Source organism: Bacteroides sp. LFL-34 (assembly GCF_027257075.1).
GTDB lineage: Bacteria > Bacteroidota > Bacteroidia > Bacteroidales > Bacteroidaceae > Bacteroides > Bacteroides ovatus.
Map to the genome: position 1 here is coordinate 26,886 of NZ_JAPQKZ010000040.1, position 13,287 is coordinate 40,172.

Genomic DNA, 13,287 nt, shown 5'->3' on the forward strand with positions numbered 1-13,287 from the left:
TAAGCATTATCCATCGAATAACGAACATCGGAAAGAAAAATATAGTAGAAAAAGGTTTAAATCAGACACCATTTTTCTGCAGGAATATGAGTGTGACATTAGATTGTAATGTCTACCTTGCAAACTTTGGGATTTATGATTTCTGAATTCTGATTGATGCCTTCGGATTTATATCTCCTTATTTATACCTTATTTATACCTCATTTTTCATTCATTTAATCACCAAAATCTGCATAGCCAATCAGAAATCATAAATTAGAAATCAGAAATTTTAGAAAACCTTTTTCTATTTCACAGAAAAGCATTATCTTTGCGCTCTGAAAATGACCATTACACTATTTCTTACCAAAATAGTAACAGAATATAAATTAAAAAAACAGATACTGAAATGAAAAAAGGCCTTCATCCAGAATCATACCGTCCGGTAGTATTTAAAGATATGTCAAATGGTGACATGTTTTTGTCTAGATCAACTGTAGCAACTAAAGAAACCATCGAATTCGAAGGTGAAACTTATCCGTTGCTGAAGATTGAAATCTCAAACACTTCTCACCCGTTCTATACAGGTAAATCTACATTGGTAGATACTGCAGGTCGTGTTGACAAGTTCATGAGCCGTTACGGTGACCGTAAGAAGAAATAATTCGATCTTTCGTGAAAGATGAAAAAAGAGGAGATTCTCGCAGAGAATTTCCTCTTTTTCGTTTTCTATATTCCTTAACGTCAAGCATCATCCAACAAGAAATCGGCTATATGACGATGCCTGACACCCTCCACATTATCCTGCCACAAGCTGTCCATGCTAACTACATATTTAGGATAATGGTCGTTAATGGCGAGCAAAGGAGCAAACTCCCTCTCAACAGTTGCCTGTGAAGCTAACTGATACGTTACTTGCACATAAATCTTTTCTTCCCGACGGATGGCTACAAAATCCACTTCTTTATCATCCTGTTTGCCTACATACACTTCATAACCCCTTCTTTTCAACTCCAGACAGACCAGATTCTCCAACATACCTGCAATCAACCGGTCACGATAGCCCATCACGGAATAAATCAAAGAAAGGTCACTTACAAAATACTTTTCATTCGTCTGCAGAATTTCCTTTCCTTTAATATCATACCGGGGAATACGTTGAATGATAAAAGCACTTTCCAATGCATTCAGATAATTATAGATGGTATTCATATCCACCTTCCGTTGCTGACTTTTGAAGTAATCAGCTATATTTTTAGCGTTCAGCTTATTGCCTATATTATCAAAAACAAACTTCACTACCCGTTCGAGCAATTCCACATTCCGGATATTGTGACGCTGCACCGTGTCACGAAGAATGACAGAAGAATAGATGTCGTAGACAATTTTATAGATAGCCTCATATCCATAATCGGCAGTATGTATGGCCGGAAATCCTCCCATACGGAGATATTTCTGAAATTCCTCCTTCCGGTTGAGCGTCGGATCATTGGCTTGCAAGTCATGGAAAGTCAGATATTCTCTAAAAGACAAGGTCATGACATGAAAAGCGACATACCGTCCCGTTAAATAAGTTGCCAGTTCGGACGATAACATACGTGAGTTGGAGCCGGTCACATAAATATCCGTATCCAAATCTACCAGAAGTGAGTTGACCACTTTTTCCCAACCGTCCACTTCCTGAATTTCATCCAAGAGAATATAATATTTACCCGCATCTCCTGCCTGCCCCCGAATATAAGCATACAAAGCCTTCGCCTCTTTCAGATCTATCCACTGAAAACTTTCAAAATTCAGATAGATGATACGTTCTTCACGAACTCCTCTCCTCAACAGTTCGTCACGAATCAGACGCAGCACTACCGACTTTCCACTGCGACGAATACCCGTTATCACTTTTACAAACGGCTTATCTATAAAAGGAACAATTTGTTCCATATACTGTTCACGATTAATCATATTCAAAAGTTTTTAGGGTTATAAGCACAAAGATATACTATTTTCGGAAAGTTTTTAGGGTTATAACCCTAAATAAATCCATGAATTCAGATTCTTTTAGGGTTATAAGCCGAAAAATAAATAAAAGAAATATGACTAAATCCGATTTATTACCAAATAAAGAAAGTACCTTTACCCGACTAATTAATAAAAAATGGAAATAACCGATTTAAAACAAATGACAAAGGAAGAAGTTTTTAATTTCATCAGACAACGCCTTTCTTTCAGTAAAGAACTGCAAGAACAATTCAGGCATGTGAATAAAGACGATCTCGCAAAAGAACATCGCAGATTCGAAATGTCCGGAAATGAATCAAAGACAGGCCAATGCACGATTTTCAACACAGCGATTCTGAACGAGTTTGCCGATCTTGGCATCTATGATTATACTTCTTACCTTTTTCTCGACTTCCACAATGGCACTCCAACCGTTTATCTCAAATACTTCTCCGAAAATGAAAATTTAGAATATTCATTTACCGGATATACCACAACGGAAATCATCTTTGCAATTCTTGAACTGACTATCTTCTCCGGAAAGCCCAAAAGAAATCGCAGCTAAAAAAAGAATTGCACGGAAAGACAATACGAGGTCAAAAGACTTTTATGGCTTTCATTTAGGCACGGATTACACGGGTTTCACGGTTCCATTAGACTAAAACCGCGAAATCCGTGTAATCCGTACCTAAATAATATCAATCTAATAGATGGTTTTACTTTTGGCTCCCTCCTTTTTATCATCACATTATATTTGCCACCCGTATAGCATATTTACCATCTTTATACCATACTCTCTATTCTCATACCATATTTCCTGCATTTATTTCCTCTTTTCCATCCTATTCCGAAAAAAACATATATCTTTGTCATACGCTTTCTGCCCATCAGCGTGATGAAACAGGCAAAAGCGGTTTTTTATTCCTTAATGGAGTAAATAACGTATTGTCTCTCAAACTTGAAAATTAGCAGTTCTTTGTAGAGAGAGATGATACAACAGATACTCCACGTAGATGGTCGTATATCAACATATCGATTAGAGATGTGTTATATATAAACGTTTGGCGTGGGTGTCTGTTGTTATCATTGTCTTCTACAAGGGTGTTGCTAAGCCTCAAGTTTAGATAATGGTACAACAGCACTCACGCTTTTATTGTATCCGGTCGGTTTCAACAATCCTTATACCCCAACCAATTCCCCAGCCGACCGAAATCATAAAAATCGTGGGTGTTCGTTGCACCTCTCCGGACAATACGTTATTTACTCTTTTTTTTATAACACATTAAAACAAAAGCAATATGCCAAAATGGATTAGTGTAGAAAAAGCAGTGATTAAGTATCACATCGAAAAAGAAGCGATCCTGCTTTGGGTGGAAATGGGACAATTCCCTATGTTATACATAGACAATGTTCCGAACGTTGACGAAGAATGTATTCTGGAACTCTTTCGCCGAAGTAAAGCCGGCATTACAGCAGAATATATTGATACGCTGGAACAACTGTGCATAGATAAAACAATGGTCTGCGAGAAATACGCCCACATTATTCAATTGAAAGAAAAGGAAATTCAGCTGCAGAAGGAAATAAATACGTTGATAAACGAAATACAGGCAGCAATGAAGAGACAAAATGAACGGATCCGGGATTTGAAAAAAGCGATTGGAGAGAATAACAACGTTATACGTAGTGACAGTTGGATAAAAAGGCTGCGCAAAAGGTTTCAATGGTGAATAATTATCAGTGTACCAATTACCATGTGGGACATTATTGCACGGTTTTCACCACAGAGGATAAAGAGGGCCGTCCTTTGCCCTTTGCAGCCTATTTCCATTCCCTCCACAGCTTTCTTTAAACTCCTCCATAAGCTCTTTAAAGCCTATATTCAGACAATGAAAAATACAAAATATTTTATTCCATTTATTTAACTAATCATCTATTATATAAGTAATTTTATCCTTTGTAAAGTCAAGTAAATTCACTACATTTACACCACTAACAAGAACTGAAATGTGAGCATTTCAGCACAAAGAAATCTGTATGAAAAAAACGATGAAGAATGACAGTTGCCTGACGGTTTCCCGTCGGGCAGCTATTATCCGCCAAGATGCGGAAGAGAATTACGGCACACTGTTGACACTGGGAGAATCTATGCGCCGTGCATACCAAGTAGAAGAACTGATAGACCGGATGAGATGGGACAACGCCGATTTCTGCCTGCAACGAACAGACGGAACCTGCCTTTCCATTACAGGGACACTAACAGAATATGAACACTATTTCGGCCGCCCCTACTACGAAAACCCCTCCAACAGGTTTCTCCCATACTATGACGTGCATTGTAGAAAATGGCTTACGTGTCGAGTGGCAGGGATTGTATTCGGCTCTTCTGTGAAAAAAAATTAATTTCATGGATTAAATAAGGAAAGTTGTAGGACATATACGAAATAAAGTAGTTACTTTGCAACCGCAAGTAAGAGAAAAAATCATGTCAATGCTGCTTCCTTGTTTTTTGACAGAAGCAGTTATTTGTTTTTCCAGCATTGCTTTTTCAGAACTTCGGAATTAAATCTCCCCTGCTCCGAAAATTCCCTATATTACAGATTACATACACGAAGAGAATACTCCGATTCCATCATGAAGAATGAGTACGATATTTGCTACTTTCCAAAGAAGTGGCCGGATTCTTCGTATCTGTATTTTCAGAAAAATAGAATTTAAAACAGAAACTAATATATTTTATTATGACAACATCTAATTCAGCAAATACCAAACAATCGGACAACGCATCACAAAAGAGAAAACCGATTCATAACGGTTACTTCAATCACCCCACTTCTTCTTCCAGCAATATACCCATGAGCATTTTGATACGGGAACAAGGACTGGAAATATACGGACTATACTGGGTGATGCTCGAAGAAGCTCATGCACAGCTTAAATGCTGCGTCAATATCCAGACAATGGGAATCATCGCCAATATATTCCATGCCCAACCCGAACATCTCGAGCTCCTCTACCACCATTATTTCCGGCGTCCCGGCAAAGGATACAACTCGCATATACTCTATGCCGACTTTTGCGAAGAATCTGCCATCAGAAGTTATTTTCCGCACCCCCTACTGGCATACACCGACAACGAACTGCTGCGGATGATTATGCAAGACGGACTGAAAGCCTACGGACTATATTGGCTTGTGATGGAAAAGCTCTATCAACAGCCACAACATTTTCTGGCACCGCAAACTGCTTCCTTCATCCAGAACCTTTATGATGTGAGCGACGAACTGATGGAAAGTGTATTATACAATTACGGACTCTTTTATCTGGATGAGAAAATGAACCTCCATTCTAAAGCAATAGACGATTATAGGGAAGCACTTGACAACATGGAAGATGAAAAAAAGCGCAACACGAAACCGCACGTCAATAACTCTCTGAAAGCCAACGGAAATGCAGAGGATTTTAACACTCGGGAAATGAAAAAAACGTCAAATATACAGAAAAATCCATCCCCCATTATAAATAAAGAAATAAACAAAAAAAATTCTTCTTCTGAAGAAAGCGGAAAAGAAAAAGAAGAAGAAAATGGTTTGAAGGTGACGGACTTGAACGCTGTGACACCCGATATGCGCCCCAACGCATGGGAAGAAAATCTACAGGAGGCAATGAACGACACGTCCTGGTATGAAGTCGTAGCCATTCAGTCGGGCATCCCCCGGCTGATGATGGAAGAAAAAGAATGGTTCTTCAACTATTTACGGGAGCAAATCATCTTACGGGGGAATGAAAGCTCGATGAACAGCCTGCACGAAATAAAAAACTATTTCGCCAATCTCACCCGGCAGGGAAGCCATGTGTCATCCACAACGCAGGTGGCACTGAAGAAGTTTCTCAAAAACCGGCAAGAGCAACAGCAATGTTCGCCCTACGAAACCATCACCAACGGAATACGTACCTACGACGGGCATCCCATCCCCGCTTATGCCAAGCCGCGACCTTCGGCGGCACATATCTGGAATCCGGTGACGAACGAATGGACACGATAGCATATTATCTCTCAATCATTTACTAAATATGGATAGATTCAAAGAACTGGGTATTGATACCCACGGTCGCACAAGCGGCAAAATGAAAACAAAATGTCCCTGGTGTCATGCCCAACGGACGGATAAGCGTGATAAATCACTAAGTGTCAACCTCGATACCAAACTGTATTTGTGCCACTACTGCGGCGCACACGGTTCGGCAGCCATATATGCCGGAAAAGGCAGAAAGCTGGGTGATCCGTTGGTCAAATTTCCAACGGCAACAGGTAGCAACTCCAGTTGTCCGCCCACTGAAAAGCCGCACGGCGACCCAGAGCAAGGGGCACTCACACAGAAGCAAATTGAATGGTGTCGTGACGTCCGCCACATTCCGCCGGAAGTATTGGTGGAAGCTGGCGTGGCTTTCGCCTCCATCTCGATGCCTATATCCGGAAAGGAGAAAGGCTGGGAAAAGAGGGACTGTCTCTGCTTCAACTTTTTCGAAAACGGGGAATTGGTGAACACAAAGTTCCGCGACTCACAAAAGCACTTCAAATTGCTGCAAGGAGCACGCACCATCCCTTACAACATCGACGCCATCCGCGACACGCCGGAGTGCATCCTCGTGGAAGGGGAATTTGATGCCCTCTCCTACATGGCTGTCGGCCGGACGGATGTCATTTCCGTGCCGAACGGTGCCAACAGTCAACTGGACTGGCTGGACGAATTGTCGGAATCTCATTTCGAGCAGAAACAAGTGATTTATCTGTCGGTGGACACCGACCGCAAGGGACGGGAACTATGCCGGGAACTCTCCCGACGGCTGGGGGTAGACCGCTGCCGTATCGTCACCTACGGCGAAGCATACAAGGACGCCAACGAACTGCTCGTGGCGGAAGGCCCGAACGCACTACTGAAGGCACTGGAGGACGCGCCCATCCCCCGCCTGGAAGGTACGTTTACGGCAGAAGACTTACGGGAGGGATTGCACCAACTGTTTGAAGAGGGGTATACTTCGGGCGTGGAATTGGGAATACCGAATCTGGACGAAATCATGAGGCTGGAAACGGGGCGGGTGCTCACCGTCACCGGTATTCCCGGACACGGCAAATCGGACTTTGTGGATGAGATAGTGCTCCGGCTCTGCACCCGCCAAGATTGGCGAGCGGGATATTTCAGTCCGGAGAACACGCCAATCGAGTATCATCATGCCAAACTGGCGGAGAAACTGCTGGGACACCGTTTCCGCAAAGATTTCTCTACGGAGGAGGAATTCGCCCGCGTAGTGGATTATCTTTCGCAACGCGTCTGGCACATTCTCCCGGACGGGGATTTCACACTGGGCAACGTCTTGTCGAAGGCACGCGAACTGGTACACCGTCACGGCATCCGTGTGTTTGTCATCGACCCGTACAATTACATCAACCATCAGATCCCGGCAGGCATGACGGAGACAGGGTATATCGGTTCATTCATGAATAGTCTGGCACGTTTTGCCCGGCTCAACTCCTGCCTCGTCATTCTGGTGGCGCATCCGAGAAAGATGAACAAGCAATACGGCACGCAGAAAACGGAAGTTCCCACCATGTATGACATCAACGGCTCGGCCAACTTTTTCAACATGACGGACTACGGAATAGTGGTAGACCGTCAGGATGAAATGGGGATCGTGTATATACACGTCGAGAAAACCCGTTTCCGTAATTTCGGAACAAAGGGAAACGCAGCGTTCTGCTACGATGTGACCAACGGAAGATATTCCCCTTGTACGCCGCCACCCGAACCGGGCATGCAGGTGCAACCGTGGAAGGGAGCCAAAGACTTATTCTCGTCAGAGGGATGGATTTAGGGATTAAGGCTCTCCCAAATACTTCTCAATCAGCTCCACCTGCAACGGTGTGAGCCAATGTATCCAAAACGCCCAGCCGGTAGCTTCGAGAGCCTCCAGCAGCTCCCGGTTTCGGCGGATGCATTTATTTAAATGTCTTCTTGCCACATCGGCACTTGCATACGGCATATAGAGTAATGCCAATTCCGTTTTCTTCATAGATTTTCTTCTTTTAATTTATTATTTACGTCATGTAAAGATACTGTTTTTTGCGTAGAAATGCAAGCAAATACACAGATATTCAAGCGTTTGCCTTCACTTACCGGCAGATACCGTTTCATGTTTCCTCCCCTGCCGGTTGGGGTATCTTTGCTACTGTAAAAGAGACAGAAAACGTTCGTTTACTGACTCAATAAAATCTTATTTATTCACTTAAAAAGGAGGAAATCAGTATGTTGATTTACAAAGCGGTTCAGTCCAATATCGCATCGAAGGACAAAAAGAAGAAATGGCATCCCTGCCTGATTAAAATGGGAAACGTAGTGGATACGCAAATGATTGGCGAAACGATTGCCGAACGGTCATCACTGACGGCCGGTGACGTGCACAACGTGATCCGAAACCTGATGGCAGTGATGCGCGAGCAGTTGCTCAACAGCAGGACAGTGAAACTCGAAGGATTGGGAACATTTACCATGGTGTGCCAGTCACGCTGCAAGGGGGTAGATGCGGAAGCCGATGTTAGTCCGGCACAAATCACGGGATTGCGTTGCCAGTTTACCCCGGAATATACGCGGGATGCCGGTGGAAATATCACCCGTGCGCTGATTCAGGGAGCGTCATATATCCACGTCAACCAATTGACGAAAGCACTGGGAGCGGGAGGCGGTGGCAACACCGGAGGTTCGGGTGATGACAAACCGGGTGGCGGTGGTCAGGAAGCGCCCGATCCGGCAGCGTGATAGAATAGGTGATAGAGGATAGTGTGGTATGGAAAGGAGGTGTTGAATTATGAAGAAATCCATTTGGAATACGATTTTAAAAGTCGTCATTGCGGTTGCTACTGCTATTGCAGGCGTCATTGGAGGTCAGAACCTGATGATGTAAAATGAAACAAAAGAGTTGGACGGGAATTTTACCTTAGAAACGGTAAAGTTCCCGTTTTTTTGTATTCCATATAAAGGTTAAGAGGCAGGATATGAAAAGACAGGAATATTGAACATAAATAAACAGGAGTTGTTTTAGTATATTATTCGCTATTTATCAACGCAAAACCTCTAAACATCAACGTGGTATATGAAAAAGGAATTTGGATTCGTCCTGGCGGCTGCAATCTTGCTGGCTGGCTGCGGACAGAAAAAAGAAACGACAACGACAACTGCACGTCCCGTAAAGACTACGATTGTCGAGTCAAGATCGATTATCAGAAAAGATTTCTCGGGAATCGTGGAAGCGGTGGAATATGTGAAGCTGGCTTTCCGGGTCAACGGACAAATCATCCAGCTTCCTGTCATCGAAGGACAGAAAGTGAAAAAAGGACAGCTCATCGCGGCTATCGACCCCAGAGACATCGCGTTGCAATATGCCGCCACGAAATCGGCATACGAAACGGCTTCGGCACAAGTGGAACGTAACAAACGGCTCCTCTCCCGGCAAGCGATCTCCGTGCAGGAATATGAAATCAGCCTCGCCAACTTCCAGAAGGCGAAGTCTGAATACGAACTGTCTGCCAACAATATGCGCGACACCAAGCTGACAGCTCCTTTCGACGGTTCTATCGAAAAACGACTGGTGGAAAACTATCAGCGTGTCAACTCCGGTGAGGGTATCGTGCAGCTTGTCAATACACACAATCTGCGTATCAAATTTACCATTCCAGATGCGTATCTTTATTTGTTGCGTGCCAAAGACCCGCGTTTCCTTGTAGAGTTCGACACATTTAAAGGACACGTGTTTCAAGCGAAACTGGAAGAATATCTTGATATTTCTACGGATGGCACAGGAATTCCGGTCAGCATCACGATTGACGATCCGTCATTCGACCGCGATCTGTATGCTGTGAAACCCGGTTTCACGTGCAGCATCCGTTTCACGGCAGATGTAGGTCCGTTGGTGCAGGATAGCTGGACGATTGTACCGCTTAGTGCCGTATTCGGCGAAAGCGAAGGGAATAAAATGTATGTCTGGGTGGTAGAAGACAACAAAGTCCACAAACGGGAAGTGACCGTCAACGCCCCGACCGGAGAAGCACAGGCGCTCATCTCGGAAGGTTTGAAACCCGGTGAAAAAATCGTCATAGCAGGCGTATACCAACTAGTAGAAGGAGAATCTATCACAACTGTTGACAGGTGATAGTTGGTAAATGATTATGTAATCATTTATCCGCTGTCATTCATCAATTATCAACGATCATTTATTATGAGTTTAGCCAAATATTCATTAGATAATACGAAAATCATCTATTTCTTTCTTGCTGTATTGCTGATTGGGGGAATCACTTCCTTCGGCAAGCTGGGTAAGAAAGAGGATGCTCCTTTCGTCATAAAGTCGGCGGTTATTATGACCCGCTATCCGGGTGCCGAACCGGCAGAAGTGGAGCGGTTGATTACCGAGCCTATCTCTCGTGAGATTCAAAGTATGAGCGGTGTGTACAAGATAAAATCAGAATCGATGTACGGGCTCTCAAAAATCACATTCGAGTTGCAACCTTCCTTGTCGGCAAGCTCCATTCCGCAGAAGTGGGATGAGTTGCGACGGAAGGTGCTTAATATACAGCCACAGTTGCCGAGCGGTGCTTCCGCACCGACGGTTTCCGATGATTTCGGCGACGTGTTCGGTATTTATTACGGTCTGACGGCGGACGACGGTTACACATACGAAGAGATGCGCAACTGGGCGGAACGGATCAAAACGCAGGTAGTGACGGCGGACGGGGTGATGAAAGTCGCCCTATTCGGGACGCAGACGGAGGTGGTCAATATTTTTATTTCCACCAATAAGCTCGTAGGTATGGGCATCGACCCGAAACAGCTTGCCAGTCTGTTGCAATCGCAGAACCAGATTATCAATACCGGAGAAATCCGTGCCGGCGAGCAACAGCTCCGGGTGACTGCCAACGGTATGTATACCACCGTAGACGATATCCGCAACCAAGTGATTACCACCAAAGCCGGACAAGTGAAACTGGGCGATATCGCCGTCATCGAAAAAGGGTACATGGACCCTCCATCCAATATCATGCACGTGAACGGCAAACGTGCCATCGGCATCGGCGTCTCCACCGACCCGCAACGGGACGTGGTGCAGACGGGCAAGAACGTGAAAGCCAAACTGGACGAATTGTTGCCACTGATGCCTGTAGGACTGGAACTGCAAAGCCTGTATCTGGAGAACGAAATTGCCAACGAAGCCAACAACGGATTTATCATCAATCTGATCGAATCGATTCTGATTGTAATTGTGATTATCATGTTGGTGATGGGTTTGCGCGCAGGTGTGCTGATCGGCTCGTCACTGATTTTCTCTATTGGCGGCACATTGCTTATCATGTCTTTCTTCGGTGTCGGGCTGAACCGTACTTCATTGGCGGGATTTATCATCGCCATGGGGATGCTGGTGGATAACGCCATCGTGGTAACGGACAACGCACAGATTGCCATCGCCCGCGGAGTAGACCGACGGAAAGCGCTGATAGACGGAGCAACCGGTCCGCAATGGGGATTGCTTGGGGCTACGTTCATCGCTATCTGTTCGTTCCTCCCACTCTACCTTGCTCCTTCTGCCGTGGCGGAAATCGTGAAACCGCTGTTTGTGGTGCTTGCCATCTCGCTGGGATTGAGCTGGGTGCTCGCGCTGACGCAGACCACTGTTTTCGGTAATTTCATCCTGAAAGCGAAAGCAAAGGACGGCACGAAAGACCCGTATGACAAACCGTTCTATCACAAATTCGCCTCCATCCTCCGCACGCTGATTCGCAGGAAAACATTGACACTGGGTTCGATGGTAGTGCTCTTTGTTGCTTCGCTGGTTATCATGGGAATGATGCCGCAAAACTTCTTCCCTTCTCTCGATAAGCCTTATTTCCGGGCGGACGTGTTTTATCCCGACGGGTATAGCATCAATGATGTAGTGAAAGAGATGAAATCCGTGGAAGAGCATCTGGCAAAGCAGCCGGAAGTGAAGAAAGTGTCGATCACTTTCGGTAGCACGCCGTTAAGGTATTACCTGGCTTCTACTTCGGTGGGGCCGAAACCGAATTTTGCCAATGTATTGGTTGAATTGACGGACAGTAAATATACGAAAGAGTATGAAGAAGATTTCGACGCGTACATGAAGGCGAATTATCCGAATGCGATTACCCGTACCAGTCTGTTCAAACTGTCGCCTGCGGTGGATGCCGCTATCGAAATCGGATTTATCGGTCCGAATGTGGACACGCTTGTGGCGCTCACCAACCAGGCTTTGGAGATTATGCACCGGAATCCGGATTTAATCAATGTGCGCAATTCGTGGGGAAATAAAGTTCCTGTATGGAAGCCTGTATATAGTCCCGAACGGGCGCAACCGTTAGGGGTATCGCGTCAGGGAATGGCACAAAGTATACAGATCGGAACCACAGGTATGACACTTGGAGAGTACCGGCAGGGCGATCAGGTGCTTCCTATCTTATTGAAGGATAACACAGTGGATTCGTTCCGCATCAATGACCTGCGCACGTTGCCCGTGTTCGGCACGGGGAATGAAACGACCAGTCTGGAACAGGTGGTATCGGAATTTGATTTCCAATATCGTTTCTCGAATGTGAAGGATTACAACCGGCAAATGGTGATGATGGCGCAATGCGATCCGCGTCGCGGAGTGAATGCGATTGCTGCTTTCAATGAGGTTTGGCCGCTGGTGCAGAAAGAGATAAAAGTGCCGGAGGGGTATACGATGAAGTATTTCGGGGAACAGGAAAGCCAGGTGGAGTCTAACGAGGCGTTGGCCAAGAATTTACCGTTGACGTTCTTCCTGATGTTCGTCACGCTGTTGTTCCTGTTCAGAACGTATCGTAAGCCGACAGTGATCTTGTTGATGTTACCGCTTATTTTTATCGGTATCGTTTTGGGATTGGTGTTGCTAGGCAAGTCGTTCGACTTCTTCTCCATCCTTGGTTTGCTCGGACTGATTGGGATGAATATCAAAAATGCGATTGTACTGGTGGAACAGATTGATCTGGAGGCTAAAACGGGCAAAAAGCCGTTGGATGCTGTTGTCAGTGCTACAACGAGTCGTATTGTCCCCGTAGCAATGGCGTCCGGCACTACCATTCTGGGTATGTTGCCATTGTTGTTCGACGCGATGTTCGGCGGTATGGCGGCTACGATTATGGGAGGTTTGTTAGTGGCTTCGGCACTGACATTGTTTGTTCTTCCGGTAGCCTATTGTGCCATTCAAAGAATCAAAGGCTGATTGCCTTCT

13 protein-coding genes are annotated in these 13,287 nt (G+C 44.9%); 11 read left to right on the forward strand and 2 right to left on the reverse strand.

From position 1 onward, the window contains the following. Nucleotides 1–388 precede the first annotated feature (388 nt). A complete protein-coding gene (locus tag N5O98_RS20465; RefSeq protein ID WP_004300906.1) occupies nt 389–643 on the forward strand; it encodes a type B 50S ribosomal protein L31 in 255 nt (84 codons plus the stop codon). An 80-nt stretch (nt 644–723) separates the two neighbouring features. Here the strand turns inward: N5O98_RS20465 and N5O98_RS20470 are convergent, their stop codons facing one another. Further along, complete coding sequence (locus N5O98_RS20470; protein ID WP_004300908.1) at nt 724–1,938, reverse strand: ATP-binding protein; 1,215 nt, start codon at nt 1,936–1,938, stop codon at nt 724–726. 193 nt (nt 1,939–2,131) lie between these two features. Here N5O98_RS20470 and N5O98_RS20475 point away from each other — a divergent pair, with 193 nt between their 5' ends. From N5O98_RS20475 to N5O98_RS20495, 5 genes are all read left to right on the forward strand, one after another. Continuing rightward, nucleotides 2,132–2,539 (forward strand): hypothetical protein, encoded by a 408-nt coding sequence (locus N5O98_RS20475; RefSeq protein ID WP_004300910.1) that lies wholly within the window; start codon nt 2,132–2,134, stop codon nt 2,537–2,539. A gap of 733 nt (nt 2,540–3,272) precedes the next feature. Beyond that, nucleotides 3,273–3,704, forward strand: coding sequence for a hypothetical protein (locus tag N5O98_RS20480; protein ID WP_004314211.1), 432 nt, complete (start codon nt 3,273–3,275; stop codon nt 3,702–3,704). 319 nt (nt 3,705–4,023) lie between these two features. Further along, the gene (locus N5O98_RS20485) at nt 4,024–4,377 is read left to right on the forward strand and encodes an SH3 beta-barrel fold-containing protein (RefSeq protein ID WP_004304412.1); all 354 of its coding nucleotides are present in this window, start codon (nt 4,024–4,026) and stop codon (nt 4,375–4,377) included. A gap of 338 nt (nt 4,378–4,715) precedes the next feature. Continuing rightward, nucleotides 4,716–6,020: a Lin1244/Lin1753 domain-containing protein gene (locus N5O98_RS20490; protein ID WP_118161342.1), complete on the forward strand. Its 1,305-nt coding sequence runs from the start codon at nt 4,716–4,718 to the stop codon at nt 6,018–6,020. Nucleotides 6,021–6,048: 28 nt separating this feature from the next. After that, entirely contained in the window at nt 6,049–7,848 is a 1,800-nt protein-coding gene (locus N5O98_RS20495) for a toprim domain-containing protein (RefSeq protein WP_118161341.1), read from the forward strand. 3 nt (nt 7,849–7,851) lie between these two features. Here N5O98_RS20495 and N5O98_RS20500 read toward each other — a convergent pair whose 3' ends face one another. Further along, nucleotides 7,852–8,046 carry a DUF4248 domain-containing protein gene (locus tag N5O98_RS20500; protein ID WP_004304415.1) on the reverse strand — a complete coding sequence of 65 codons (195 nt, stop codon included), beginning with the start codon at nt 8,044–8,046 and terminating at the stop codon, nt 7,852–7,854. A 50-nt stretch (nt 8,047–8,096) separates the two neighbouring features. Here N5O98_RS20500 and N5O98_RS20505 point away from each other — a divergent pair, with 50 nt between their 5' ends. From N5O98_RS20505 to N5O98_RS20525, 5 genes are all read left to right on the forward strand, one after another. Continuing rightward, nucleotides 8,097–8,243 carry a hypothetical protein gene (locus N5O98_RS20505; RefSeq protein ID WP_008771318.1) on the forward strand — a complete coding sequence of 49 codons (147 nt, stop codon included), beginning with the start codon at nt 8,097–8,099 and terminating at the stop codon, nt 8,241–8,243. 36 nt (nt 8,244–8,279) lie between these two features. Further along, nucleotides 8,280–8,789 carry an HU family DNA-binding protein gene (locus tag N5O98_RS20510; protein ID WP_004327018.1) on the forward strand — a complete coding sequence of 170 codons (510 nt, stop codon included), beginning with the start codon at nt 8,280–8,282 and terminating at the stop codon, nt 8,787–8,789. 49 nt (nt 8,790–8,838) lie between these two features. After that, entirely contained in the window at nt 8,839–8,934 is a 96-nt protein-coding gene (locus tag N5O98_RS20515) for a smalltalk protein (RefSeq protein ID WP_149939068.1), read from the forward strand. A gap of 189 nt (nt 8,935–9,123) precedes the next feature. Then, nucleotides 9,124–10,179, forward strand: coding sequence for an efflux RND transporter periplasmic adaptor subunit (locus N5O98_RS20520; RefSeq protein WP_004300926.1), 1,056 nt, complete (start codon nt 9,124–9,126; stop codon nt 10,177–10,179). A gap of 66 nt (nt 10,180–10,245) precedes the next feature. Beyond that, entirely contained in the window at nt 10,246–13,278 is a 3,033-nt protein-coding gene (locus N5O98_RS20525; RefSeq protein ID WP_004314201.1) for an efflux RND transporter permease subunit, read from the forward strand. Nucleotides 13,279–13,287 lie beyond the last annotated feature (9 nt).